At 70.4% G+C, this 25,772-nt stretch carries 22 protein-coding genes; 16 read left to right on the forward strand and 6 right to left on the reverse strand.

Going from position 1 to position 25,772, the window contains the following annotated elements; translation table 11 throughout:
• Window positions 1-24 precede the first annotated feature (24 nt).
• From ACFWW9_RS27085 to ACFWW9_RS27105, 5 genes are all read left to right on the forward strand, one after another.
• A complete protein-coding gene (locus ACFWW9_RS27085; RefSeq protein ID WP_390383621.1) occupies window positions 25-954 on the forward strand; it encodes an SMP-30/gluconolactonase/LRE family protein in 930 nt (309 codons plus the stop codon).
• Window positions 955-1,208: 254 nt separating this feature from the next.
• On the forward strand, window positions 1,209-3,644 hold the full coding sequence (locus ACFWW9_RS27090) for a nitrate- and nitrite sensing domain-containing protein (protein WP_390383623.1): 2,436 nt from the start codon (window positions 1,209-1,211) through the stop codon (window positions 3,642-3,644).
• Between the two features lie 41 nt (window positions 3,645-3,685).
• Window positions 3,686-4,123: a roadblock/LC7 domain-containing protein gene (locus ACFWW9_RS27095; RefSeq protein ID WP_390383625.1), complete on the forward strand. Its 438-nt coding sequence runs from the start codon at window positions 3,686-3,688 to the stop codon at window positions 4,121-4,123.
• Window positions 4,123-4,494 carry a DUF742 domain-containing protein gene (locus tag ACFWW9_RS27100; RefSeq protein WP_259628708.1) on the forward strand — a complete coding sequence of 124 codons (372 nt, stop codon included), beginning with the start codon at window positions 4,123-4,125 and terminating at the stop codon, window positions 4,492-4,494. Before ACFWW9_RS27095 ends, ACFWW9_RS27100 begins: the two co-directional genes overlap by 1 nt.
• Window positions 4,475-5,068, forward strand: coding sequence for an ATP/GTP-binding protein (locus ACFWW9_RS27105; RefSeq protein WP_390383627.1), 594 nt, complete (start codon window positions 4,475-4,477; stop codon window positions 5,066-5,068). Before ACFWW9_RS27100 ends, ACFWW9_RS27105 begins: the two co-directional genes overlap by 20 nt.
• A 40-nt stretch (window positions 5,069-5,108) precedes the next feature.
• Here ACFWW9_RS27105 and ACFWW9_RS27110 read toward each other — a convergent pair whose 3' ends face one another.
• The gene (locus tag ACFWW9_RS27110; protein WP_390383629.1) at window positions 5,109-6,485 is read right to left on the reverse strand and encodes a flavin-containing monooxygenase; all 1,377 of its coding nucleotides are present in this window, start codon (window positions 6,483-6,485) and stop codon (window positions 5,109-5,111) included.
• A 137-nt stretch (window positions 6,486-6,622) separates the two neighbouring features.
• Between ACFWW9_RS27110 and ACFWW9_RS27115 the strand changes: the two genes are divergently transcribed.
• On the forward strand, window positions 6,623-7,762 hold the full coding sequence (locus ACFWW9_RS27115; RefSeq protein ID WP_390383631.1) for a tryptophan dimethylallyltransferase family protein: 1,140 nt from the start codon (window positions 6,623-6,625) through the stop codon (window positions 7,760-7,762).
• A gap of 32 nt (window positions 7,763-7,794) precedes the next feature.
• A complete protein-coding gene (locus tag ACFWW9_RS27120) occupies window positions 7,795-8,832 on the forward strand; it encodes a phenylacetaldoxime dehydratase family protein (RefSeq protein ID WP_390383633.1) in 1,038 nt (345 codons plus the stop codon).
• 37 nt (window positions 8,833-8,869) lie between these two features.
• Here the strand turns inward: ACFWW9_RS27120 and ACFWW9_RS27125 are convergent, their stop codons facing one another.
• Together ACFWW9_RS27125 and ACFWW9_RS27130 are read right to left on the reverse strand one after the other, a co-directional pair.
• Window positions 8,870-9,733 (reverse strand): 3-hydroxybutyryl-CoA dehydrogenase, encoded by an 864-nt coding sequence (locus ACFWW9_RS27125; protein WP_390383635.1) that lies wholly within the window; start codon window positions 9,731-9,733, stop codon window positions 8,870-8,872.
• A gap of 60 nt (window positions 9,734-9,793) precedes the next feature.
• Window positions 9,794-11,683, reverse strand: coding sequence for a tachylectin-related carbohydrate-binding protein (locus tag ACFWW9_RS27130; RefSeq protein ID WP_390383637.1), 1,890 nt, complete (start codon window positions 11,681-11,683; stop codon window positions 9,794-9,796).
• Between the two features lie 204 nt (window positions 11,684-11,887).
• On the opposite strand from ACFWW9_RS27130, the gene ACFWW9_RS27135 reads away from it, so the two are divergent.
• From ACFWW9_RS27135 to ACFWW9_RS27155, 5 genes are read left to right on the forward strand one after another with little or no spacing between them, the layout of a single operon-like run.
• A complete protein-coding gene (locus ACFWW9_RS27135) occupies window positions 11,888-13,249 on the forward strand; it encodes a glutamine synthetase family protein (protein ID WP_390383639.1) in 1,362 nt (453 codons plus the stop codon).
• Complete coding sequence (locus ACFWW9_RS27140) at window positions 13,230-13,934, forward strand: gamma-glutamyl-gamma-aminobutyrate hydrolase family protein (RefSeq protein WP_390383641.1); 705 nt, start codon at window positions 13,230-13,232, stop codon at window positions 13,932-13,934. The genes ACFWW9_RS27135 and ACFWW9_RS27140 overlap by 20 nt, the downstream gene beginning before the upstream one ends.
• Window positions 13,931-15,304, forward strand: a complete 1,374-nt coding sequence (locus ACFWW9_RS27145; RefSeq protein WP_390383643.1) for an aldehyde dehydrogenase family protein — start codon at window positions 13,931-13,933, stop codon at window positions 15,302-15,304. The genes ACFWW9_RS27140 and ACFWW9_RS27145 overlap by 4 nt, the downstream gene beginning before the upstream one ends.
• Window positions 15,304-16,071 (forward strand): 3-oxoacyl-ACP reductase, encoded by a 768-nt coding sequence (locus ACFWW9_RS27150; RefSeq protein WP_390383645.1) that lies wholly within the window; start codon window positions 15,304-15,306, stop codon window positions 16,069-16,071. Before ACFWW9_RS27145 ends, ACFWW9_RS27150 begins: the two co-directional genes overlap by 1 nt.
• The gene (locus tag ACFWW9_RS27155) at window positions 16,071-16,784 is read left to right on the forward strand and encodes a FadR/GntR family transcriptional regulator (protein WP_390383647.1); all 714 of its coding nucleotides are present in this window, start codon (window positions 16,071-16,073) and stop codon (window positions 16,782-16,784) included. Before ACFWW9_RS27150 ends, ACFWW9_RS27155 begins: the two co-directional genes overlap by 1 nt.
• On the opposite strand, the gene ACFWW9_RS27160 is transcribed toward ACFWW9_RS27155, so the two are convergent.
• The 3 genes from ACFWW9_RS27160 to ACFWW9_RS27170 form a co-directional block, all read right to left on the reverse strand.
• Window positions 16,781-17,107 carry a hypothetical protein gene (locus ACFWW9_RS27160; RefSeq protein WP_390383649.1) on the reverse strand — a complete coding sequence of 109 codons (327 nt, stop codon included), beginning with the start codon at window positions 17,105-17,107 and terminating at the stop codon, window positions 16,781-16,783. The genes ACFWW9_RS27155 and ACFWW9_RS27160 overlap by 4 nt on opposite strands.
• A 14-nt stretch (window positions 17,108-17,121) precedes the next feature.
• Window positions 17,122-19,536, reverse strand: coding sequence for a CHAT domain-containing protein (locus tag ACFWW9_RS27165; protein ID WP_390383651.1), 2,415 nt, complete (start codon window positions 19,534-19,536; stop codon window positions 17,122-17,124).
• A 61-nt stretch (window positions 19,537-19,597) separates the two neighbouring features.
• Window positions 19,598-20,164, reverse strand: coding sequence for a hypothetical protein (locus ACFWW9_RS27170; RefSeq protein WP_390383653.1), 567 nt, complete (start codon window positions 20,162-20,164; stop codon window positions 19,598-19,600).
• A 119-nt stretch (window positions 20,165-20,283) separates the two neighbouring features.
• Between ACFWW9_RS27170 and ACFWW9_RS27175 the strand changes: the two genes are divergently transcribed.
• The 4 genes from ACFWW9_RS27175 to ACFWW9_RS27190 all read left to right on the forward strand — a co-directional run bounded on the left by ACFWW9_RS27175 (window position 20,284) and on the right by ACFWW9_RS27190 (window position 25,737).
• On the forward strand, window positions 20,284-20,832 hold the full coding sequence (locus ACFWW9_RS27175; RefSeq protein ID WP_390383655.1) for a GNAT family N-acetyltransferase: 549 nt from the start codon (window positions 20,284-20,286) through the stop codon (window positions 20,830-20,832).
• A gap of 38 nt (window positions 20,833-20,870) precedes the next feature.
• Window positions 20,871-22,928, forward strand: coding sequence for a threonine--tRNA ligase (gene thrS / locus ACFWW9_RS27180; RefSeq protein ID WP_390383657.1), 2,058 nt, complete (start codon window positions 20,871-20,873; stop codon window positions 22,926-22,928).
• Window positions 22,925-23,473, forward strand: coding sequence for an HIT family protein (locus ACFWW9_RS27185; RefSeq protein ID WP_390383659.1), 549 nt, complete (start codon window positions 22,925-22,927; stop codon window positions 23,471-23,473). The genes thrS and ACFWW9_RS27185 overlap by 4 nt, the downstream gene beginning before the upstream one ends.
• 62 nt (window positions 23,474-23,535) lie before the next feature.
• Entirely contained in the window at window positions 23,536-25,737 is a 2,202-nt protein-coding gene (locus ACFWW9_RS27190; RefSeq protein ID WP_390383661.1) for an ATP-binding protein, read from the forward strand.
• Window positions 25,738-25,772 lie beyond the last annotated feature (35 nt).

Raw genomic sequence — 25,772 nt, forward strand, 5'->3', positions numbered from 1 at the left:
CGCACAAACGACAGGAGTTGGGGCATGTCTCGCAAATTCGGCGTGATGGCTGCCGTCGTACTCGGTCTATCGCTGGTGAGCGCGGTACCCGCGGTGGCGGACCACGGTCGTGCGTTCCCGACGGAGTTCGCGCTTCCCAATGGTTTTCTGCCCGAGGGCATCGCCATCGGCTCCAAGCCGACGGCGTACTTCGGGTCGCGCGGGGACGGGTCGATCTACCGGGTCGACCTGCGCACCGGAACCGGTTCCGTGTTCAGCGCCGGGCCTGGCACACCGTCGGTCGGGTTGAAGATCGACTCGCGGGAACGGCTGTTCGTCTCCGGCGGCGGGGCGGGGAATGGTCGAGTGGTCGACGCTCGTTCCGGGGCGATCCTGAAGAGCTACCAGTTCTCGCCGGACGCCGACACTTTCGTCAACGACGTCGTCGTGACGGACAAGGCGGTCTGGTACACGGATTCGCGTAAGTCGGTGCTTTACAAACTGGCACTGGGGCGCGGTGGTTCGTTGCCCACCGAAGCGGTCGCGGTGCCGTTGACCGGCGACTTCGTCCTGACACCCGGTGTTAACAACGCGAACGGCATCGCGGAGACCCCGGACGGTCGCGCGCTGCTCATCGTGCAGAGCAACACGGGCAAGTTGTTCCGCGTCGACCCCTCCACGGGGGCGACGAAAGAGGTCGATCTCGGTGGCGAGTTGTTGACCAACGGGGACGGCCTGCTGGTCGTCGGCCGGTCGCTCTACGTGGTGCAGAACCGCCTGAACACCGTGGCCGAGTTCGCGGTGGACCGCAGGGGAACCAGTGGTCGGCTCGTGCAAAAGGTGACCGATCCTCGGTTTGACGTGCCGACGACCGTCGCCTCGTTCGGCGGCAGGCTCTACCTGCCGAACGCGCGGTTCTCCACGCCGCCCACGCCGGACACGACATATAACGCCGTCGCGATCCCCAAGCCGTGAGTCGTAACGGGAGGTAAAGCAGGAGGTGGACGGGGTCGGCGTTCCCAATTCAGGGATTCCACGTCGGCCCCGTGTTCCCATGTGTCACACGAATGGGTACCCTCTCGCACGCGCCGTGCGAGTGATCGCTGTCTCTTGGTAATGATGATCTTCAGTGTTACCGTTTCGTGGCCAAACGAATGTCGTGGCCGCTGGCGGATCTCACGTGCAGCGCCTGCCCTGGCAAAACCAGATTCACGAAGCTGCGGAGCGCTGTGAAGCAGAAGAGCAAAACGGAGACCGACCACACGACAATCAGGTCCCGGCTCACGGGCGTGGTCGTCGTGCCCAGTGTCATCCTGCTGGTGATGTGGTTCGCCTTCTCGTCGTACACCGTCTTCGACGGCTTCTACATCCGCGCCGTCGCGTCGAGCGTCAAGGACGCGTCGATCCCGGCGGTGAACACGTTCGTGGCGATCCAGCGCGAACGGCAGCTCTCCATGACCGCGCTCAGCGTCAGCTCGCCCGACCTCGAACCGCTGAGAGCCCAGCAGCGCCAGGTCGACCAGGCCGTCACCACGATGAAGGCGGCGTTCGACAAGCTCTCCGGCAGCGCCCCGCCCGAGGTGAACGACCGCATCTCGCGGCTCAACGCCACCCTCGCGGAACTCCAGCAGCGCCGCGCGCAGATCGAGGCGGGCCGGGTCAGCAAGGCCGACATCTACGCCTACTTCAACGGCGTGATCGACGCGGGCACCGCGCTGTTCGGCACGCAGGCGCGGATCGTCCCGGACAACGAGGCCGGTCAGGGCGGTCTGAACGCGACCGAGCTGTTCCGCGCGGCGGACTGGATGTCCCGCGCGTCCTCGATCGCCGCGGGCGGCACGAACGCCGGTGACCTGTCGAACGCCGACCACCTGGAGTTCTCCGGCCTGGTCGGGTCCTACCACTCGTCGCTCACGTCGACGATGCCGTTCGCCGAGCCCGAGGTCCAGACGCTCTACCGCGACCTGGAGGCCTCCGACGCCTGGCGCAAGCTCACCGAGCTGGAAGACCGGATGGTCGGCGACGCGTCGACGCGGGTCGACCTCGCGGAGTGGCAGAACCTGATCACCCCCGTGTCCGAGGGCCTGGTGACGCTCGCCGTCAAGCAGGCGGCCGCCGCGTCCGACATCGGTCTCGCGAACGGCAACAGCAAGTTCATCCTCGTCATCATCGGCAGCCTCATCGCCCTGATCGTCGTGCTCGGCGGCATCATGCTGGCGGTGCGGATCTCGCACACGCTGGTGAACAAGGCGTTGATCACCCGCCTCATCGGCCTGAAGAAGGACTCGCTCCAGCTCGCGCACGAGCGGCTCCCGAACATCGTCGAGCGGCTGCGCAAGGGCGAGCCGGTCGACGTGGAGGTCGAGGTCCCCTCGCTCGACTACGGGCGGGACGAGATCGGGCAGGTGGCGGACGCGTTCAACGCGGCCCAGTTCACCGCCGTCGCCGCGGCCGTCAAGGAGAGCCAGGTCCGCGACGGCGTGAACCGGGTGTTCCTCGACATCGCCCACCGCAACCAGGGCCTCGTGCACCGCCAGCTCAAGATCCTCGACAAGCTGGAGCGCGAGGAGGAGAACCCGGACCAGCTGGACGCCCTGTTCCAGCTCGACCACCTCGCCACCCGCGCCCGCCGCAACGCCGAGAACCTGATCATCCTCGCGGGCGAGCAGCCCGGCCGTCAGTGGCGCAAGCCCGTGCGCATGATCGACATCCTGCGCGCCGGTGTCGCCGAGACCGAGCAGTACGTCCGCGTGAAGATGAACCCGGTGCCCGAGACCGCCCTGGTGGGCGGCGCGGTCGCCGACACGATCCACCTCATCGCCGAGCTGGTCGACAACGCCACGGCGTTCTCGTCGCCCCGCTCCCAGGTCCAGGTGCACAGCAGCCAGGTGCCCCAGGGCATCGTGGTCGAGATCGAGGACCACGGCCTCGGCATGAGCCCGGAGGACCGGGCCCGCGCCAACGAGATGCTCGCCAACCCACCCGAGTTCGACGCCATGTCGCTGCGCGGCGAGTCGCGCCTCGGCCTGTTCGTGGTGGCTCGCCTCGCGGACCGGCGCAAGATCCGCGTGGAACTGCGCGAGTCGCTCTACGGCGGCACGCTCGCGCTGGTGCTCATCCCGTCCGAGATCATCGCCGGACCGTCGTCCAACGTCGAGCCCGCCAACGCCGCCGAGGTGGCGACGCGGCGCGGGGCGCCCGAGCACAACCTGGTCCACTCCGAGGTCACCCGCCAGGGCGACCTCACCGAGGAGGCCAGGTTTCCCGGAGGATCGGTGGAGTTTTCCAGTGGAGTGGAGGACTTCTGGGCGAAGGCCGAGACGGACGTCGCCGGAGATACCAGCGCAGCGCCGCGATCGTCCGTGATCGCCCAGGTGGAGCTGCCCCAGCGGCCGAGGGAAGCCCAATGGCCGCTGGACGACCCGGAAGCCCCGGAGACCGTGCAGATGGAGATCGAATCGCCGAGGGACCGGCCCGAGCTCCCACGCAGACGTCGCCAGCAGAACCTGGCGCCCCAACTCGCGACGGACGATCATCTCGCCCCGCCCCCGCCCATCGCGGAGGCCGAGATCGAGCGGTCCGCCGAACGCACTCGTCAGGGCTTGGCCGCCTTCCAAAAGGGCGCGCGCGAGGCTCGTCGCAGCGACAACGACCTCGAACCGTGATTCGTCGTGGATGACGTGAGCCTGGAAGGGGCAATCTCCACATGAACGACATGAACAGCCAGCACAACGAACTGAACTGGTTGTTGGAAGACCTGGTCGGTCGAGTGGTGGGAGCACGGCACGCCGTGGTCCTCTCCGCCGACGGGCTCCTCCTCGGCCGGTCGCCGGGACTGTCGAAGGACGACTCGGACCACCTGTCCGCGATGGCGTCGGCCTTCCAGAGCCTCGCCAGAGGGACGGGACGGCAGTTCGGGGGCGGCGCCGTGCGGCAGACCATCGTCGAGATGGAGCACGCGTACCTCTTCGTCACCGCTGCGGGCCACGGGGCGTGCCTCGCTGTGCTCGGGGAGGAGGACGCCGACATGGGCATGATCGCCTACGAGATGAACATGCTCGTGAAAAGAGTCGGAACTTACCTCTCCTCGGCGCCGCGGGTCGAAGTAGTGCCGCCCCTGCCCTCGGCTCGTAGGTCGTCCTGATGACCGGCCGCGGCGACTGGTGGTACGACGAGGCGGCGGGCCCGGTGGTGCGCCCGTACGCGATGGTGCGCGGCCGCACCCGACCGGTGACCGCCGAGCTGCACCTGGTGACCCAGGTGCGCGCGATGCCGTCCGCCTCCGACCCGGAGTCGTTGACGGTGGAGCACTTGGAGATCATGGAGCTGTGCAGGCGCCCGCTCTCCGTCGCCGAGGTCGCCGCCTACCTCGACGTGCCGCTCGTCGTGGTGAAGGTGTTGTTGAGCGACCTCATCCAGCGCGGTGACGTCGTCATCCGCGATCCCGCACGGATCGCGGAAATTCCGGACAGGAACCTACTTCAGGCGGTGCTGGATGGCGTCCGTGGAATCTGAGCGGCCAGGCGGAGAACTGCTCGTCCCCACCCCGGTCAAGATCGTCATCGCCGGTGGCTTCGGCACCGGCAAGACGACGATGGTCAAGTCGGTCAGCGAGATCGCCCCGCTGCAGACCGAGGAGCTGCTGACCGAGGCGAGCGTCGGCGTCGACGACCTCGCGGGCGTCGAGGGCAAGACGACGACCACGGTCGCGCTGGACTTCGGCCGCATCACGATCAGCCCGGAGATCGTGCTGTACCTGTTCGGCACGCCCGGCCAGGGTCGGTTCTGGTTCATGTGGGACGAGCTGGCGCAGGGCGCGATCGGCGCCGTCGTGCTGGTCGACACCCGAAGACTGGACAGCAGCTTCCCGTCGATCGACTTCTTCGAGCGCCGGGACATCCCGTTCATCGTCGCGGTGAATTGCTTCGAGAACGCGCACACCTACGGCATCGACGAAGTGCGGCGCGCGCTCGACTTGGACGCCGCGATCCCGGTGATCCTGTGCGACGTGCGCGACCGGGAATCGAGCAAGTCGGTTCTCGTCGGCATCATCGAGCACGCCATGGCCCGCCTCGACGCGATGGCCTGATTCGGCCGGAGCCCCGCCACTCCGGTGGCGGGGCATTCCCTCAGCCGTGCTCGCGCATCCGCACGGGCGAATGCCGGGCGCGTTCCCGTTTGAGCGCGCCCAGGTACGGGGCGACATCCACCTGGATGGAGTCCTGCGCGGTCGTGCCGTACCGGCTCGCCGTCGCGGAGAGGTGTTCCTCCACCTCCGCCTCCATGACGTCCGCGGGCGGCAGGACGGCTTTTTCCTGGATCAGGTCCGCGATCCATTTCGACTGCATTTCCACGAGTCGCGTGATGGAACCGACGGGCTTGAGCAGACCCGCGAAGTAGAGCCCTTCGTGCCGCGGGGCGACGACCCGCTGGTACAGCCCCACCCTGCCGGTGCTGGTGAAAGCGCAGTCCGGGGGCAGGAACGGGAACGAGATGTGGTACCCGGTGCAGTAGATCACCGCGTCCAACTCCTCGCTCGTGCCGTCGGTGAACCACGCCGTGGAACCCTCGAAACGAGCGATGGACGGTTTCACCGTGATATCGCCATGGCTGATCCGGCTGAGCAGTTCGTCGGAGATCGTCAAAGGCCCGGTGAACAGCTTGTGGTCCGGCTTGGGGATTCCGTAATCGGTGAGTTTCCCGCGAATAATCCTCAGCAGCAGGGTGATGAACCGTTGTTGCTCGGCGAACTTCATGCGGCTCCACCAGCGGGTGGTGGCGATCTCGTCGATCGGGATCCCGACGAGGGTCTTCGGGACCACGTGGAGGCTGCGGCGGAACGACAGGATTGTTTTGGAAGCCAGGCGGGACAACTCGACCGATAGATCGGCCGCCGAATTACCGAAACCGACGACCGCGACTCGCTTTTCCAGGTGGTCGAACGGGGTCGAGTAGTCGAACGTGTGCAGTTGTTCGCCGGGGAATGAATCGGCTCCCGGAATGCCGTCGTGCGGGCGCACCGGGTCCCACTGGTGGCCGGTGGCGACCACGACGTGCCGGAAGCTCCTCCGGGTCCGCTCGCCGGTGGGCCGGTGCACCGTCGTGACCTCCCACGTGGAATTTTCGCCCTGTTGCACGCCTACGACGTCCGTGTCGAACTCCAGTCGGGGGAGGAGGTCGTGGGCCCGCGCGTAGGCCTCGAGGTAGTCCCGGATCTGGTCGTGGCGGGGGTGCCGCGGATAGTGCGACGGCATGGGGATGTCGGCGAACCCGGTGATCTTCTGCGATGTGTTGAGGTGCAGCGATCGATATCCGGGGCCGGGTTCGCCGGTGCTCGGCTGTCGCCAAATACCACCCACACCGCTGGTCCGGTCCACGCAGACGAAAGGGACGTTGCGTTTGCGAAGTGTTCGGGCGATCGCGAGACCCGAGATGCCGGCTCCGATCACGCAAACGTGATCGACGATGGGCTGTTCGGCGTATTGACTTTTCTTCTTGCTGGCCACAGGGAGAGTCACCCTTTCGGTCTAATTCGGTGACGGAGTGTGCGGGGAAACATGGCTGTGACCCATAGCTCAGTCGGCAGGCGGTCATTGCGTTTTATAAGGCGTATGGAGTATTCCTTACGCCCGGAGGTGCGGAAATGTCCAGTCGCGCTACGGTCGTCGACGCTGCGCAGCGCGATGGGCTGTTCACCGTTTCCACTATCTCCTACACCCAGTTCGTCGTGGACACCTGGATGGCCCTCTGTTCCGGCCTGGGATATCCTCCCGAGATCGCCGCGGAGCCGCTGGCCGAACTGGAGTTCATCACCGCCGGATGGGGCGCGAATCTTATAGGTCCGCAACGGCGTTATCCCTCTTATGTCTCACGGGACGGCTTCCCGGTCGAGTTCTCGGTCAGCTGGCGGGACGGGGTGCCGGAAGTCCGGATCCTATTCGAGTCGCTGGGGCCGGAGCTGAGCCCCGCGAGTTGTCAAGCGGCTGGTCAGGAGCTCACGCGCTCCCTCGCCGGGAAACCGGGGGTGTCGGTCGACGGGTACGCGCGGATCGAGGACCTGTTCGTCGTGGAGGCGCCGGAGCTGTACCGGCCGACGGTGTGGAACTCCCTCGCCTGGCGGCAGGGCGCCGCTCCCCGCTACAAGGTCTACCTCAACCCGCAGGCGCAGGGCGTCGAGCGCTCCGCCGAGGTCGTCGGCGAGGCCATGGCCCGGCTGGGCCGGGCGCGGGCGTGGGAGCCGGTCGCCCAGCACTGCCGCGCGCTCGCCGCGGACGGCCACGAGCTCGAGTTCTTCGCCCTCGACCTGACCGACGACGGCGACGCCCGCGCGAAGGTCTACTTCCGACATCCCCCGATGGACCTGCCCGAGCTGAACCGCGTGGCCTCCCTCGCCGCGGCGCACGACCAGGACCGGGCACTGCGCGCGTTCCACGCGGTGTACGGGCAGGACGCGACGCGGGTGGAGAACTCGCCGATGACGTGCCTGTCGTTCCGCGCGGACGGCGACGGCGCCGCCGAGGCCAACGTCTACCTGCGGCTGCCGCGCAACGCGCCGTCGGACGCCGACGCCGGTCGCCGCATCGCCGACGTCATGAGCGGCGAGGACCTCGACCCCGCGCCCTACCTCGCCATGCTGGAACGGGTCGCGCCGCGCTCGCTCGACGGCTCGGCCGGGCTCCAGGAACTGCTCGCCTACCGCACGGGTGGCGGGTCGCGCGCCGACATCGGCGTCTACCTGCGGTGCAGCGTCTACGGCACGTCCGTGGACACCCGGCACGTCTGAGGAACGCCCACCACATCCCGAGGAGCACCCCCATGCCCAGCACCCACCGGCCCGCGGGCCACGAACCGCGCGGGGGCCCCGCGCACCAGGTCAGCTGGCCGGACGGCGTGGACGCCGTGGTGTTCGCGCAGTTCGGTGTCCAGGCCCCCACCCGCGAGGCCGCCGAGGGCGCGGTCGCCGCGGTCGTCGACCTCCTCGCGCTGCCGGGCGGCCCGGCGAAGGTGGACCGCGGTCGGCACGAGGACGCCGCGGGCGCGGTCAACGAGGTGTTCCTCTGCTACTGGACCGACGTCGCGGGCCACGCGGCCTGGTGGGAGTCCGCACCCGTGCGCGAGTGGTGGACCGGGCTCGACGTGGACGGCCCGGTCGGCCACTGGGTGGAGGTGCTGACCAGCCCGGTCCGGCGGCACGAGACGATGTACTCCGCTCCCGCGCCCGTCGGCCCCGCCGAACTCGGGCAGCCGATGGAGCCGACGGACCTGCACGACTACGCGTTCGCCGCGCTGGACCGGATCCCGGACAGCGAGCACGACGCGTTCGAGGCCGAGGGCGTGCCGTTCGAGACCGACCTCCCGGAGGGCGCGTCGACGCTCGGCAGGCGGGTCACCGTCACGCGGGCGCCCGGCAACCTGTGCCTCATCCGCACGGCGCAGGACTGGTCGGTCGCGCCGGACGAGCAGCGCGAGGTCTACCGGGACAAGGTCGAGCCCGGTTTCCGCGCGGGCTTCGAGTACATGCGGGACAACCCCGTCGACAGCGGCTGCCTCTCGGCGCGGCTGCTGCACGACGTGCACCCGACGACCGGCGAGGACCTGCCCGGCAGCTGCACGGTCGCGTGGTGGGCCGGGATCGCCGACCTGATGCGCTGGGCCCACCACCACCCGACGCACCACCGGATCCTCGGCGACTTCTGGACGGCGCTGGTGGAGCCCTACAACGTCGACCTGCGGCTGCTGCTGTGGCACGAGGTCCACGTGGCCGAGGCCGACGCCGTCCGCTTCGCCTACGTCAACTGCCACCCCGGCACGGGCGCGCTGGCCCGCACGTCCGCGGCGGTCGTCGCGAGCTGACCGGTGGGGCCGCCCCGAGGTGGGGCGGCCCGTCCCGTCAGCGCGCGTAGTCGTGGAACCCGCGCCCGCTCTTCTTGCCCAGCAGACCCGCGTCCACCATGCGCAGCAGCAGCGGCGGCGGGGAGTACAGCGGCTCCTTGAACTCGTCGTACATCGACTCGGCGATGGCCTTGGTCGTGTCCAGGCCGATCAGGTCGGCCAGGCGCAGCGGGCCCATCGGGTGCGCGCAGCCCAGCACCATGCCGCTGTCGATGTCGTCCGCCGACGCGAACCCGGACTCCAGCATCCGGATCGACGACAGCAGGTAGGGGATCAGCAGGGCGTTGACGACGAAGCCCGCGCGGTCCTGCGACCGGATGACCTCCTTGCCCAGCACGGTCGTCACGAACTCGCGCGCCCTGTCCTGGGTCTCCTGCCCGGTCAGCAGCGACGGCACCAGCTCGACCAGCTTGAGCACCGGCACGGGGTTGAAGAAGTGCACGCCGATGACGTGCTCGGGGCGGCTCGTGGCCATGCCCAGCTTCATGATCGGGATGGACGAGGTGTTCGACGCGAAGATCGCGTCCCGGTCCTCGACGACCTTGTCCAGCGCCGCGAACACCTCGGTCTTGACCTGCTCGACCTCGGCGACGGCCTCGACGACCAGGTTCCGGTCGGCGAAGTCGGCGATGTCGGTCGTGAACCGCATCCGCTCCAGCGCGGCGTCGCGGTCCCGCTCGGTCAGCTTGCCGCTGCGCACGCCCCGGCCGAGCGAGGTCGCGATCCGCGCCTTCGCGGCCTCGGTCGCGCCCAGGTCCACCTCGGCGATCAGGACGTCGAGACCGGCACGCGCGCACACCTCGGCGATCCCGGAGCCCATGAGCCCGGAACCGACCACTCCCACACGTTGAATGTCACTCACACCGCGATCGTGCCAGGTCGGGGAACGGGACGGGCAGGCCAGCCCCGTTCCCCGGCCGAGCTAGTTGTCGAACCCGCGGTCGTAGACCGGCGTGGCCGCGCCGGGAGCGGTGTCGTACAGCTCCTCGATCGTGGTGGAGCCGTGGAGGTTGCGGAACACCAGCGTCACCGAGCCGTCGGCGCGCGTGCCGATCGTCGGGTCGAGCGTGGCGTGGACGTGCGAGGTCGGCACGGCCGCCTGCTCCAGCACCTCGGCCCACGGGCGGAACGTCGTGGCGTCGGCGGCGGTGTTGCCGGTCGTGTACACCCGGCCCGCCGCGTCCCGCACGGCCAGTTCCACGCGGTCGCCGTAGCGGGCGATCGTGGGCGAGCCCACGGCCGTCACGCCGGGCAGCGCGACCCAGCCGCCGGTGGCGGTCTGGACCTGCACCGCGCCCGCCGCGTCGCGGGTGGCGACCCACTGCTTGCCGTTGCTGAAGGCGATGGCGGGTGTGCTGGCCGAGCCGATCACGCCGAGGTCGACGAACTCGCCGGGCACGCCGTCCTCGTCCTGCTTGAAGCGCACGACGGAACCGGTGGTGGTGCGAGCGGCGACCCACTCGCCGTCGTTGTCACCGAGCACGGCGACCGCGGGGCCGACCAGGTTCGCGCCGCCGACCTTCCGCCACGCGCCGAAGTCGCCTTCCTCCTCCACGCGCTTGCTCGCCCACAGCGCGCCGTCCTCGCCGACCGCGTACAGCGCGGTGCGGCCGCCGGAGCGCTTCACGGCGGCGGGCTCGGTCGGGAAGAAGCCGCCGATCGACGTCGTCAGCGTCGTGCCGGTGCCGCGCAGCACCTCGCTGTTCTGCGCGCCGGCGAAGAACTCCTCGGGCAGGTCGGGGTTCAGCACGCCCTGCGGGACGCCGTTCACCGCGGTGCCGGTGATGACCTTCTGGGTGAAGCCGGTGCCGTTGGCCTTCTCGGTCAGCTTCACGAGTTGGCCCGCGTTGTTGACCCGGTACTGCACGAGACGGCCGTCGGCGGTCTCGGCGAGCGTGCTGGGGGTGTCGAGCACGCGCGCGACCGCGGGGCGCGGCGTGACGGCGTAGTCGGTGCGGGTGCAGGAGTTCGGGACCGCCAGCACGTCGCGGTTGCCGCCCCACTGGGTGCCGACGATCCGCGCGCTGGGGCTGGGGGTGGTGTTGGTGTCCTGGTCGTAGCGGAACCAGTCCAGCTCGCCGTTGTCCGTGCGGATCGCGTAGATCACGTCGCCGCCGGGGGAGAAGGCCGTGCTGAACGCGCCCCAGCCGGAGCCGGACACGACCGGCTCGACGACCATCCGCTGCGAGGCGTACTCGTAGCGGTAGCGGCGCAGTTCGCCGGTGAAGAAGTCGCGCTCCAGGATCACGCCGGGGCCCGCGGCGGTGATCTCGCCGAACACCAGGGGGCCGGTCTTGCGCGCGTCCACGAGCCTGCCGGTGTTGTTCGGCGTCCACGGGCCGGGCTGGTCGACCCACACGCGCAGGTGGTTGTCCACGTCCACCGCGTAGAGGTGGCCCAGCGAGTCGACGGTGATCCGGTCGCGCCACGCCTCGTCGACGTAGGCCTCCCAGTCGGTGCCGAGGACCTCGTAGCTCAGGCCGTTGGGGAAGACGGCCCAGCCGCCCGCGTCCGTGTAGCGGAAGCGGCGCAGCTCGCCGGTGTCGGTGATGTTGTAGACGACGCCGTCGACGCCCGCGAGGGTGCGACCGCCCCAGGCGGCGCCGATCTGCGCGCCGGGGCCCCACGTCGGCAGGCCTTCGGCGACACCGGTGTGGTCGTACTTCCACAGGGTCCCGTCGGCTTTGACCACCATGATCCGCGCGGACGCGCACGTGGCGCCCACGGCCTGCGCGGCGGGCGCGGCCACCAGGCTCAGCGTGGTGGCGACCAGTCCGGCGGTGGTGAGCAGGGCGAGGTGTCTGGCTCTCACGTGAGTCCGTCCCCTTGTCGGCAGGGGACGTCGTTCACCGCCAGCAGTGGCCCCCGGACCTGGCGGGCAACACCTTAACTCGTTCGTGTCACTGGGGTAACTCCCCTTTGTTCCCACCGCGGGGGAGCGTTGACACAGCTCAGACGCGCGTGTAGCAATAGCGCGCAATGGTTCCGTAACAGACCTTTAGGGAAGGGAACCGGGATGCACAGCGAAGGTCTGCTCAGCGAGGTCGAACTCCGGTCGATGGTCGAGGCGGGCACGATCGACACGGTGCTCGTCGCGATCGTCGACATGCAGGGCCGGTTGCAGGGCAAGCGGTGCGCGGCCCGGTACTTCGTCAACGAGGTGCTGTCGCACGCGACCGAGGGCTGCAACTACCTGCTCGCCGTCGACGTCGACATGAACACCGTCGGCGGGTACGCGATGTCGTCGTGGGACACCGGCTACGGCGACTTCGTGATGAAACCCGACCTGAGCACGCTGCGCCGCCTCCCGTGGCTGCCCGGCACCGCGCTGGTGATGTGCGACGTGGAGTGGGAGAACGGCGACCCGGTCACCGCCTCGCCCCGGCAGGTCCTGCGCCGCCAGCTCGACCGGCTCGCCGAGCGCGGGCTGCGGGCGTTCGTCGGCACGGAGCTGGAGTTCATCGTCTTCGACGACACCTACGAGCAGGCCTGGGACAAGGCGTACCACGGTCTCCGGCCGTCGAACCAGTACAACGTCGACTACTCGATGCTGGGCACCGGCCGGATCGAGCCCCTGCTGCGCGACATCCGCGTCAGCATGGAGGGCGCCGGGATGCAGGTCGAGTCGGCCAAGGGCGAGTGCAACCCCGGCCAGCACGAGATCGCGTTCCGCTACACCGAGGCGCTGGCCACGTGCGACAACCACAGCATCTACAAGACCGGTGCGAAGGAGATCGCCGCGAACCACGGCAAGAGCCTGACGTTCATGGCGAAGTACAACGAGCGCGAGGGCAACTCGTGCCACATCCACCTGAGCCTGCGCACCGACGACGACCAGCCCGCGTTCGCCGGTGACGAGCCGCACGGGTTCTCCGCGCTGATGGAGCACTTCCTCGCCGGCCAGCTCGCCCACCTGCGCGAGCTGACCTACTTCCTCGCGCCGAACATCAACTCCTACAAGCGGTTCGTGCCCGGCAGCTTCGCGCCGACGGCCATCGCCTGGGGCCGCGACAACCGGACGTGCGCGCTGCGCGTGGTCGGCCACGGCCAGTCGCTGCGGTTCGAGAACCGCGTGCCCGGCGGCGACGTGAACCCGTACCTCGCCGTCGCCGCGCTGATCGCGGCCGGGCTCAAGGGCGTGGACGACGAGCTGGCGCTGGAGGAACCGTTCTCCGGCAACGCCTACGCCTCCGAGCGCGCCACCGTGCCGACGACGCTGCGCGACGCGGCGGACGCGCTGGCGGACAGCGCGCTGGCCCGTGAGGCGTTCGGCGACGACGTGGTCGACCACTACCTCAACGCGGCCAAGGTCGAACTGACGGCGTTCGACGCGGCCATCACCGACTGGGAGCGCGTGCGTGGCTTCGAACGGCTCTAGGCCCCTCGTCGGGCTCACCACCTACCTCGAACCGGTCCGCTTCGGCCTGTGGGACACCAAGGCCGCCGTGCTGCACGAGACGTACGTCGAGTGCGTGCGCGCGGCCGGGGGCAACCCCGTGCTGCTGCCGCCCGGCGGCGACTGGCGGCCGGAGACGCTGGGGTGGCTCGACGCGCTGGTGATCACCGGCGGCGCGGACGTGAACCCCTTGGCGTACGGGCAGGAGCCGGGGCCGTTGACCGACGCGCCCCGGCAGAGCCGCGACGACTCGGAGTTCGCGCTCGTCCACGCGGCCCTCGCGCTGGACCTGCCGCTGCTCGGCGTGTGCCGGGGGATGCAGGTGCTCAACGTGGCGCTCGGCGGCACGCTGCACCAGCACGTGGAGGGCCACGTCAAGAGCCCCGGCGTGTTCGCCGAGACGGAGGTCGACGTGGTGCGCGGCAGCGCGCTGGCCGGGATCGTCGGCGAGCGGACCGCCGTGCTCTGCCACCACCACCAGGCGCTCGACGCGCTCGCCCCCGGCCTGCGCGCGGTCGCGACCGCGCCGGACGGGATCGTCGAGGCGGTCGAGCTGGACGGCAGGGGCTTCGCGATCGGCGTGCAGTCGCACCCGGAGCAGAACATCGAGGACGTGCGGCTGTTCGCCGCACTGGTGCGCACGGCGGAGGAGAGGGCCAGCAGGTGACCAGCACGTTCGACGTGATCAACCCGGCGACCGAGGAAGTGGTGCGCAGCGTCGACCTCACCTCGGTGGAGGAGACGGACGCGGCCATCGCTCGGGCCGAGAAGGCGTTGGCGTCGTGGCGGTCCGTCACGCCCGCCGACCGCGGCAGGCTGCTGCGGCGGTTCGCCGACGCGGTGGACGGCGCGATCGAGGAACTGGCCGCGCTGGAGGTGCTGAACTCCGGGCACACCATCGGCAACGCGCGGTGGGAGGCGGGCAACGTCCGCGACGTGCTGCACTACTACTCCGCCGCGCCGGAACGCCTGTTCGGCAGGCAGATCCCGGTCGCGGGCGGCGTGGACGTCACGTTCCACGAGCCGCTCGGCGTCGTCGGCGTGATCGTGCCGTGGAACTTCCCGATGCCGATCGCGGGCTGGGGCTTCGCGCCGGCGTTGGCGGCGGGCAACACGGTCGTGCTCAAGCCCGCCGAGCTGACGCCGTTGACCGCGATCCGGCTCGGCGAGCTGGCCCGCGAGGCGGGCATCCCGGAGGACGTGTTCCAGGTGCTGCCGGGCAAGGGTTCGGTGGTGGGCAACAGGTTCGTGACGCACCCGGCGGTGCGCAAGGTCGTGTTCACCGGGTCGACCGGCGTGGGCAAGCAGATCATGGCGGGCTGCGCGGACCAGGTGAAGCGGGTGACGCTGGAACTGGGCGGGAAGTCGGCGAACATCGTGTTCGCGGACTCGGACCTGGAGAAGGCGGCGGCCACCGCGCCCTACGGCGTGTTCGACAACGCCGGGCAGGACTGCTGCGCGCGGTCGCGGATCCTGGTGCAGGACAGCGCCTACGACCGGTTCATGGAGCTGCTGGAGCCCGCGGTCAAGGGTGTCGTCGTCGGTGCTCCCGGCGACGAGATGACCGAGATGGGTCCGCTGATCTCCGCCGCGCACCACGCCAAGGTGTCCTCCTACGTGCCGTCCGACGCGCCCGTGGCGTTCCGCGGCTCGATGCCCGAGGGGCCCGGATACTGGTTCCCCCCAACGGTGTTGACCCCCGCGTCGCCGTCGGACCCGGCCGCCGTCGAGGAGATCTTCGGCCCCGTCGTGTCGGTGCTGCGGTTCACCGACGAGGCCGACGCCGTCCGGCTGGCCAACGACAGCGAGTTCGGCCTGTCCGGCTCCATCTGGACCCGCGACGTCGGCCGCGCGCTGCGCGTCTCCCGCGGCGTCGAGGCGGGCAACCTGTCGGTCAACTCGCACTCGTCCGTGCGGTACTCCACGCCGTTCGGCGGGTTCAAGCAGTCCGGGCTCGGCCGCGAACTGGGGCCGGACGCCCTGGCGTCGTTCACCGAGACCAAGAACGTGTTCATCTCTTCCGAGGAGCAGAACTGATGGTACGACGGCTCGAAGACCGCGTCGCGGTCATCACCGGTGGTGGCAGCGGGATCGGGCTCGCGTCCGCCCGCAGGCTGGCGTCGGAGGGCGCGCGGGTCGTGATCGTCGACGTCGACCGCGACGCGGGCGAGGCCGCCGCGAAGGAGGTGGACGGCAAGTTCCACCGGGTCGACGTGACCAACGAGGAGGACGTGCGCGCGCTCTACGCGGCCGTGCACGGGATGTTCGGGCGGATCGACATCGCGTTCAACAACGCGGGCATCTCGCCGCCCGAGGACGACTCGATCCTCACCACCGGCATCGAGGCGTGGGAGCGGGTCAACCGGGTGAACCTCACCTCGGTGTACCTGTGCTGCAAGTACGTCATCCCGTACATGCTCGACGCGGGCAAGGGCTCGGTGATCAACACGGCGTCGTTCGTCGCCACGATGGGCGCGGCCACCTCGCAGATCGCCTACACCGCCTCGAAGGGCGGCGTGCTGGCGATGTCGCGCGAACTGGGCGTGCAGTTCGCCCGCGACGGCGTGCGCGTCAACGCCCTGAGCCCCGGACCGGTCAACACCCCGCTGCTCAAGGAGCTGTTCGCCAAGGACGCCGAGCGCGCGGCCCGGCGGCTGGTGCACGTGCCGCTCGGCCGGTTCGCGGAGCCCGAGGAGATCGCCGCCGCGGTGGCGTTCCTGGCCAGCGACGACTCCTCGTTCATGACCGCGTCGAACTTCCTGGTCGACGGCGGCATCTCCGGCGCCTACGTGACGCCCTTGTAGTGGAGCCGCCGTCCACGGCCGACGCCGCGGTGTTCCGGCCGGTGCGCGCGGGCAACGCGTTCGAGGAGACCGTCGAACGCCTGCTGCAAGCGATCCGGCTGGGCATCGCGGTCCCCGGCGACCGCCTGCCCGCCGAACGCGACCTGGCCACCCGGCTCGGCGTGAGCCGGGTGACCCTGCGCGACGCCATCCGGTCGTTGCAGGAGGCCGGGTACGTCGAGTCGCGCCGAGGCCGGTACGGCGGCACGTTCGTCAACGAGGTGCTGCCGCTGCCCCAACCCCTTTCGGAGCGGGGCGGCGGCGGTGACCTCGTGGACGCGTTGACGTTGCGGCGGGTCCTGGAGGCGGGCGCGGCCGAGGCCGCCGCCCTCCGGGAGCTGGAGCCGGACGACCGCGACAACCTGCTCGCCCGGCTCGCCGAGTGCGAGGCGGCGGGCGTCGGGGAGTACCGGCGGCGCGACTCGCGGCTGCACCTGGCCGTCGCGGAGGCGACCGGGTCCGCCTCGGTGACCGCCGCGGTCGCCGACGTGCGGATGAGGGTCAACGAGCTGCTGGACTCGATCCCGGTGCTGCACCCGAACCTGGCGCACTCGAACGAGCAGCACCGGCGGATCGTCGCGGCGGTGCTGGCGGGCGACGCGGCAGGCGCGCGGCGGGAGATGGCCGAACACCTGGAAGGCACCGCGTCCCTGCTGCGCGGGTTCCTCAGCTAGGCCTGCGGGCCTTCGGGAGCCGGGCGCGGAGCGGGAGAGCCGAGGACCACGGTCTCGTCGCCCATCACCTTCGCGAGCGCCTTCTTGCCGTTCATCTTCCAGTAGGCGAGGAAGAACACGGCCATGCCGAGCGCGAGACCGATGGCGTACCAGGCGAAGGGGTCGCCCGCGGGGTCGTACAGGTTCGTCACCACGCCGCCGCCGATCACGCCGACGACCGCCACGAGGTCGGTCACGGCGGCCTTGTCCGCGGTGCGCACCAGCGTGCGGTAGGTGATGAAGCCGACGACCAGGCCGAAGACCAGCGCACCGACAACCGTCATGACCACCACTCCCGTCAAGGCCGCAGGCGCAGTCCGGCGACCGCGTAGAGGGTATAGGCCAGGCCCATCACGTTGCCGCGGGCGATCATCCGCCACCGGAGTTCCCGCAGCGCCTGGCCCGCGCTCGCCCCGTCGACCAGCGACCGCAGGAACCCCGTCATCGCCCACCCGGCCATGCCCTGCTCGACGGTGACCTCGGTGCCCAGCACCCCGGCCGCGCCCGCGCGGTTGGCGAAGGCGTCGACGAAGGTGGACAGGGTCGCGGTCGTCATCTCGGCGGTGTGGCAGCCGTTCATGACGACCAGCGGCTTGCGCCTCGGCCAGTGCGGACGCGGCCAGACGGCGCTGTTCCGCCGCCAGTTCGCCACCTCGACCGGGTCGACCAGGCTGGTGCCGAACCGCAGCACCGGCGACGGCAGCGCGTTCGCGGCGAGCTTGTGGTAGCCGCCGTGGCAGTAGAGGTAGACGACGTCCATCGTCTCCGCGGCCAGCGCCTCGGCCAGCTGGCCCGCGCTCGTGACCCGGCTCGTCATGACCGAACCGGCGGGCAGCGCCGCATGGAGGTCGGTCAGGTGGGTCGCGGTGAGCCGTTCGTCGAGACCGGGGTCGACGGCCACCTCGACCGCCTCCGGCACCTGCCTGGAGTGCACGTGCCAGGTGACCGATCCCGTGCTCGCGGGCTGTTCGACGACGGACGACAGGCCCCAGAAACCGAAGGGGCACAACGTGTTGCCGACGTGCTCGGGCTCCGGGCAGTGCGGGGGCACCGGGCCGCCGCTCCCGCCGGGGCCGAACCGCGCGACCGACGGGCACACGGCGAAAGCGGCGTTCGGGTCCTGCGGCATGAGCAGGTCGTAGACCAGCGACCACGGCACCGGGCCGATCCGGTCCGGGTCGCTGATCGCCGGATCGGCGACGGTGAGCACCGCGGGCCGGTTCCTGGACCGGGCCTCGTGCCGGATCAGGTCGGCCAGGGAGTCGAACACCTCGTTGCGGAACAGGCGTTCGTAGAGCACGGCCCCGAGCCGGGCGAGGTCGGCCAGGTCGCGGGTGAAGTCGGCGAGGCTCTTGCCGTGGTCGGCGTCCAGCCTGCTGATCGGGCCCTCGGCGAGGTGGATGTCGTACAGGAGTTGCCGGGCCGCGCGCACGGCGTTGTCCGCGGCGTTCGCGTTGATCCACGCCGGGTTGTCCGCGAAGCCCACGCCGTTGACCAGCGCCCGTGCCCCGTTGTCGGTGACCAGGATGCTCGCGGCCCGCTCGGCGAGCGGGCCGAGGTCGGCGAACGTGCTGGTCAACCGGTGCAGGAGGCGGGCGTGCGGGCCGTCGCCGGTGGCCGTGCCGACCGGGAGGAACAGCTGCTGCGCGTGCACGGCGACCACGCCGTAGTAGACGACCAGCTCACCGGTCCACACCGTCGGCTCGGCGGGCGTGGTGATCGGGAACCGGACCCAGCGGGTTCGGGGGCAGCGGGGGCCGTGGACGTCCGGGCAGTCGCAGGTGAAGCTCTGGCCCGTGGCGGGCAGGGTGAACCGGACCACCTGCGGGGCGAGCGTCGCGTCCATGCTCAGCGCGGCGCGCAACGGGAGGTCGCCGTCGGGGAGCCGCTCGGCGGGCCAGCGGGCGTCGGCCTCGGTGAGCAGGCTGGTGGACCGGTGGCCGCCGATGTTCACCAGCACCTCGTAGGCGGTGCCCGGCGCGAGCGGCCGGTCGGCGGGGACACCGGTCTCCGTGCCCGGCTCGACGACCAGGGAGTTGACCGACCGCGCCTCCGGGAGGGCGGGGCGTGGCTCGCGTCGGGGAAACCAGTCGGGCTCCTCGTCGGACTCCTCGGGCCGGTACTCCGTAGCAGGCGGAAGACCCTGGTACGGGCCGTTGTCGGGGTGCTCGCCGATCGGGCCGCGGCTCGTGTACCAGGGGTCGGAGGGCAGGTGCGCGGGCCGGAACAGGCCGAGGACGTCGTCGACCCGCGCCGTTCCGGTGCCGCGGATGGGGCTCCCGGTGACCGTGACGCCGCCGACGGTCCCGACGAGGGCGGCCGTGGAGTCGAGGCCGGTCAGTTCCGTCCACGACTCCACGAACAGCGCCACCGGCCTGCCCAGCGCGACCAGGTCGCCGCGGAACGCCGTGGCGACGGCCTGACTCCAGTCGTCGTTCTGGCGCACGGCGACCACGTCGCCGGGGGTGTCGCGGAGGAGGGTGAGCACGGCCTTGCGGTTCGACGGCGTGAAGTGCCGCAGGTCGGCCGCGGCGGCGGTGAACATCCGGGCCGGGCGCGAGACCACGGTCGTGGTCGCCTTGCGGGGGTCGAGCCCGAGGGCGACCCGCTGCCACCCGGACTCGTCGGCGACCACCACGAGCGGGTGCGACACCGTGAGCGCGGCGACCGCGTCGAGCGGATCGCCCTCGTGCCGCGAGACCGTGAAGTCCATGCCCCGAAACTAGCGGGACACGCCACTGCCGCACGTCACCCGGACGTGCGGCAGTGGGGGATCAGCGTTCGAAGCGGCCGTGGTTGTCCCAGCCGCCGGGGCCCCGTGGGCCGGGGGCGTGCGGCGGGGCACCCCGCTGGTCCATGCGGGAGATGCCGGGGCGACCGTGGCCCCGGCCGTAGCCGTCGTGGTCCAGCAGCGCGACGACACCGCCGCCGATGATCAGGCCCAGGACGCCCACGGCGACCAGTTGGGTGGCGCGGTGGGCGGCCACCTGCCGGAACCGCCTGCGCGGCGGGGGTGCCGTGGCGTAGGCCGGACCGGCCGCCGCGGTGGGCGGCGGGGGCGGGCCCACGGGGGCCTCGGCCGCCGACGCGGTCGACGCGGCTGCCGGAGCGGGCTCGGGGGCCGGTGCGGCGGCGGGCCGCGGCGTCTCGGCCGCGGGTTGTGGCTGGTGAGCCGGGGTTTCCGCGGCGGGCAGCGGGGTCGTGGGGTGGACGGGGGTCGGCTCTACGCGGTCGGTCGGCTGCTCGGCCCGTGGTGGCTGCTGCGCGGGTTCGGGCGTGGAGCCCCGTGGGTCGTTCGGGTCGGGCATGGTGTGCTCCTGCGTCTCGCGGACCCGGTCCATCACCGGATCCGCCTTCAGGATGCGCTCCCGAGCTGTGCGGACCCTGAGCGCGGCCTGTCGCTCGCCTTAACGGCGGAAATGCCGCGACAAGACGGGTGCGAACCGGGTTCGATCGACCCATGCTGAACCTCCAGGCGCTCGTCGACAAGCCCACCCTCGTCGGGGAGCGGGTCCGGCTGGTCCCGCTCGACGCCAGTCATGCCCCCGCCATGTTCGCGGGCGTCAACGACCCCGAGGTCCGCCGGTTCACCGGCACGCACGCCGAGTTCACGTTCGAGGACGTCGAGCAGTACTCCGCCACCCGCCGGGAGCAGACCGATCGGGTGGACCTGGCCGTCCTGCGCGCCGAGGACGGGAAGGTGCTCGGCGACATCGTGCTGAACGACCTCGACGCCGCCAACGAGAAGATGGGATTCCGGATCGCGCTCATCGCCGAGCAGGGCAAGGGGTACGGCACCGAGGCGACCCGCCTGCTCCTGCGCTACGCGTTCGACGTGATCGGCCTGCACCGGGTCGAACTGGAGGTGTTCGACTTCAACCCGCGGGCCATCGCGTCCTACCGCAAGTGCGGCTTCGTGGAGGAGGGCCGGCTGCGCGAGGCGCTGCTCTGGGAGGGGCGGTGGCACGACGCTCTGCTCATGGGCGTGCTGCGCACCGATAACATCTGACGGGTAGACCGAGCTTTTCCCACCACCGAGGAGTCACCGTGTCCGAGTCGCGTCCCGCATCCGCCGTCGCCCCACCGCGCGTGGTGGTGCCGTCGGGGACTACCGCGGGGGCGGCGGTGCGCGAGGCCGACCTGCCGGGGAAGGGCCCGGACGCGATCGTGGTCGTCCGCGACCCCGAAGGCCACCTCCGCGACCTCTCCTGGGTGCCCGCGGTCGACGTCGAGGTGGAGGCGGTCGCCGCCAACACCGAGGACGGCCGCTCGGTCATCCGGCACTCCACGGCGCACGTGCTGGCCCAGGCCGTGCAGCAGCAGTTCCCGGACGCCAAGCTCGGCATCGGCCCGCCCATCAAGGACGGCTTCTACTACGACTTCCAGGTCGAGAAGCCGTTCACGCCCGAGGACCTGCTCGCGCTGGAGAAGCGCATGAAGCAGATCGTGAAGGGCTCGCAGCGGTTCTCCCGCCGCGTGGTCGAGTCGGTCGAGGCCGCCAAGGCCGAGTTGGCTCTCGAACCCTTCAAGCTGGAGCTGGTCGACATCAAGTCGGACGTCGACACGGCCGAGGTCATGGAGGTCGGCGGCGGCGAGCTGACGATCTACGACAACCTCGACCCGCGGTCCGGCGACCGGCTGTGGGGCGACCTGTGCCGCGGCCCGCACCTGCCGACGACCAAGCACATCCCGGCGTTCAAGCTCAGCCGCGTCGCCGCCGCGTACTGGCGCGGCAACGACAAGAACCCGCAGCTCCAGCGCATCTACGGCACGGCGTGGGAGTCGCAGGAGGCGCTGGACGCGCACCTGGAGCTGCTGGCCGAGGCCGAGCGCCGCGACCACCGCAAGCTCGGCGTCGAGCTGGACCTGTTCAGCTTCCCGGACGAGATCGGCTCCGGCCTGGCGGTGTTCCACCCCAAGGGCGGGATCATCCGGCAGGAGATGGAGAACTACTCGCGGCAGCGCCACACCGAGGCGGGCTACGAGTTCGTCTACTCGCCGCACATCACCAAGGGCGCGCTGTTCGAGACCTCCGGGCACCTCGACTGGTACAAGGACGGCATGTACCCGGCGATGCAGCTCGACGCCGAGTACAACGAGGACGGCACGGTCCGCAAGCCGGGCCAGGACTACTACCTCAAGCCGATGAACTGCCCGTTCCACGACCTGATCTTCAAGTCGCGCGGGCGGTCCTACCGCGAGCTGCCGCTGCGGATGTTCGAGTTCGGCTCGGTGTACCGGTACGAGAAGTCCGGCGTGGTCCACGGCCTGACCCGCGTGCGCGGCATGACGCAGGACGACGCGCACATCTTCTGCACGCCCGACCAGGTGCAGGACGAGCTGAAGTCGCTGCTCGGGTTCGTGCTGGGGCTGCTCAAGGACTACGGCCTCGACGACTTCTACCTCGAGCTGTCGACCCGCAACCCGGAGAAGTCGGTCGGCTCCGACGAGGTGTGGGAGACGGCGACCGAGGCGCTGCGCGAGGCCGCCGTGTCCTCGGGCCTGGAACTCGTGCCGGACCCCGGTGGCGCCGCGTTCTACGGCCCGAAGATCTCCGTGCAGGCCAGGGACGCACTGGGTCGCACGTGGCAGATGTCCACGATCCAGCTGGACTTCAACCTGCCCGAGCGCTTCGAGCTGGAGTACTCCGCGAACGACGGCACGCGCCAGCGCCCGGTCATGATCCACCGCGCGCTGTTCGGCTCGGTGGAGCGCTTCTTCGGCGTGCTGACCGAGCACTACGCGGGCGCGTTCCCGGCGTGGCTCGCGCCGGTCCAGGTCGTCGGCATCCCGATCGCCGACGAGCACGTCGACCACCTCTTGGCCGTGCAGAAGACGTTGCGCTCCCTCGGAGTGCGGGTGGACGTCGACGCGTCGGACGACCGGATGCAGAAGAAGATCCGCAACCACACCATGCAGAAGGTGCCGTTCATGCTCGTCGCGGGCGGCAACGACGTCGAGTCCGGCGCCGTGTCCTTCCGCTTCCGCGACGGCACGCAGATCAACGGCGTGCCGGTGGACCGCGCGGTCGAGACCATCGTGAGCTGGATCGGGCGTCGCGAGAACTCCTCGCCGACCGCCGAATCCGTCACGGCGGCCCAGTGAGCTCCGAGCTGGAGGAGCAGTCCGGTGTCGGGGTCCACGACGCGTTGCAGCGCCTGTGGACCCCGCACCGGATGTCCTACATCAAGGGCGAGGGCAAGCCGGTCGGCAGCGAACCGGACGGCTGCCCGTTCTGCCAGGTCGTCGGCATGGACGACGTCGAAGGCCTGATCGTCGCGCGCGGCACGCTGGTCTTCGCGGTCCTCAACCTGTACCCGTACAACCCCGGCCACCTCATGGTCCTGCCGTACCGGCACCTGCCGGACTACACGGACCTGACACCGGAGGAGACGGTGGAGTTCGCCGAGTTCACCCAGAAGGCCATGCGGGTGGTCCGGCACGCCGCCGCCCCGCACGGCTTCAACATCGGGATGAACCAGGGCGTCGTCGCGGGCGCGGGCATCGCCGCCCACCTGCACCAGCACGTGGTGCCGAGGTGGGGCGGCGACGCGAACTTCATGCCCGTCATCGGCCAGACGAAGGTCCTGCCGCAACTGCTGGGGGAGACCAGGCAGATGCTGGCGGACGCGTGGGAGACGGTGGAGTAGCAGGTCGCCGCTGTCGGCACTATTGCGCCGACAGCGGCCGGCGAGCCGGTCACACTGCGACGGTGACGCTCAACGAGTTCTCCGGAACGTCGTACGGAACCGTGGTGCAGGCCGAGGACGTCACCCTGCTCACGGCCGCCGCTCCGCCGGTGGCGATGGCGGGACTGCCCGCGCAACCGGTTTTTGTGGGGCGTGAAAAGGAACTCGGCCTGCTCGTGGACGCGCTGGGCGGATCCGACGAGCAGGCGGTCGTCGTGTGGTCGCTGGGCGGCTTGGCGGGTGTGGGGAAGACCGCGCTAGCCGTTCGCGCCGCCCACCAGGCATTGGGTGCGGACTGGTTCCCCGGTGGCGTGGTCATGGTGAATCTGCGCGGCTACGATCCGCCCGCCGCTCGTGTGACCGCGCACGCCGCCCTCGCCAGCCTGCTCGGGGCGCTGGGCGTCGAGAGCACGCACATCCCGGCGGGGGTGGACGACCGGGCACGGCTGTGGCGGTCCGTGCTGGCGCGGCGGGAGCGGACACTGGTACTGGCCGACAACGTGTCGACCGCTGATCAGGTCCTCCCGCTGTTGCCCGGTACGGAGGACCACCGGGTGGTGATCACCAGTCGGCACCGGCTGGCCGATCTCGAAGGCGCCCGGCTGGTCGACTTGGACGTGATGTCGCCCGCCGAGGCTGTCCGGATGCTGTCGGACGTGCTCGCCGCCGCGGATCCGGGCGACCGCCGCGTCCTCGACGATCCCGCTTCGATCGACACGATCGTCAGGCTGTGCGGACACCTGCCGCTGGCGATCAGGGTCGCCGCGGCGCTGCTGGCCTCCGAACCGGACTGCTCGCCCGCCGAACTGGCGGTGGAATTGGCTGATGAGCGCAGACGGCTCGAGGCCCTGCGGTACAGCGAGGGTTTGGAGGTCCGAGCGGCTTTCGACCTGTCGTACGCGCACCTCGAGGAAACCGACGCCCGGTTGTTCCGGTTGATCGCGCTCAACCCCGGCCCGGAGATCGGCATCGACGCGGTGGCCGCCCTGGTCGGTGTGGAGACGATCGAGGCACGTCGTGTCGTGCGGCTGCTGGTGCGGGCCCACCTGCTGCAACCCGGCTCCACCCGCGGCCGCTGGCGCATGCACGACCTCCTGCACCTGTACGCGGCGGAGAAGGCTTCCGAAGACCCCCAGCGCCTAGAGGTGACCACCAGACTGCTTGCCCACTACGCCTCGGGGATCTCCGACGTCGACGCCGTGCTGCGCAGGCTGGTGCCGGAGGAAGGGGGCCGACTCCAGGCACTGGAGTGGGCGGACACCGAGCGCACGAACCTGCTCGCGGCGGTCTCGTTGGCCTTTGCGAGCGGCCATGACGAGAACGTCGTCCTGATCTCGTTGAAGCTGAACGAGTACTTGGACCTGAGGCACCTGAGGCACGAGGTGGTCGCCATCGGTGTTGTCGCACTGGCCTGCTCACGGCGACTCGGAGACCGAAAGGCCGAGAGCCAGATCCTGATCGACCTGGGGGTCGCTTATCGGCGAACCGGGCAACTGGAAGAAGCCCTCGACAGCTGCAGGCAGGCGATCGACGTCTGCCGGAGGAGCGGGGATCGCCTAAGCGAGGGCAAGGCGTTGAACTGCGCGGGCGACGTGCACCGGCTCATGGGCGATCTGCCGAAGGCGATCGAGACCGTCGGTCAGGGTCTCGCGCTTCTGCGCGAGCACGGGAGTCCGACGCAGATGGGTGGTTCGCTGTTCAGCCTCGCAGTGGCCCACCGGCTCCTTGGGCAGTTCGACAGGGCGATCGAGTACCACCAGCAGGACCTGCTGATATGCCGTGATGCCAACGCGCGGGTCGCAGAGGGGCGAGCTCTGAACCACCTCGGCGTCGCCTACCGCGAACTCGGTCGCTTCGCCGAGGCCGTCGAGCACCACCGGCAGAACCTGGTGATCTGCGCCGAGATGGGCGACCGGAGCGGAGAGGCGGCGACCCACGCGTTCCTGGGCGTGACCTACGGCGAGTGGGGCCGCTGGTCCGCGGCGATCGCCAGCCACCTGCGCGCGCTGGACCTCTTCCGGGCGAGCGGGGACCGGCTCGGCGAAGGCGGCGTTCTCATCGCACTGGGCGGCATCCTCCGGCGCACAGGGCGGCTCGACGAGGCTCGCGTGCGGTGGGCGGCGGCTGTGGAGATCTTCGATTCCCTCCCCGGCACGGGCCCTGCGGCTTCCGCGGACGAGGCGAGGGCCCTGCTCGCCACCCCGTGGCCACCCCCAGTGGAATGATCGCCGGCTCCTTCCCGCGACCGCTACTGGCTGAT

The organism is Umezawaea sp. NPDC059074 (assembly GCF_042738955.1).
In the GTDB taxonomy this organism is placed as follows: Bacteria; Actinomycetota; Actinomycetes; order Mycobacteriales; family Pseudonocardiaceae; genus Umezawaea.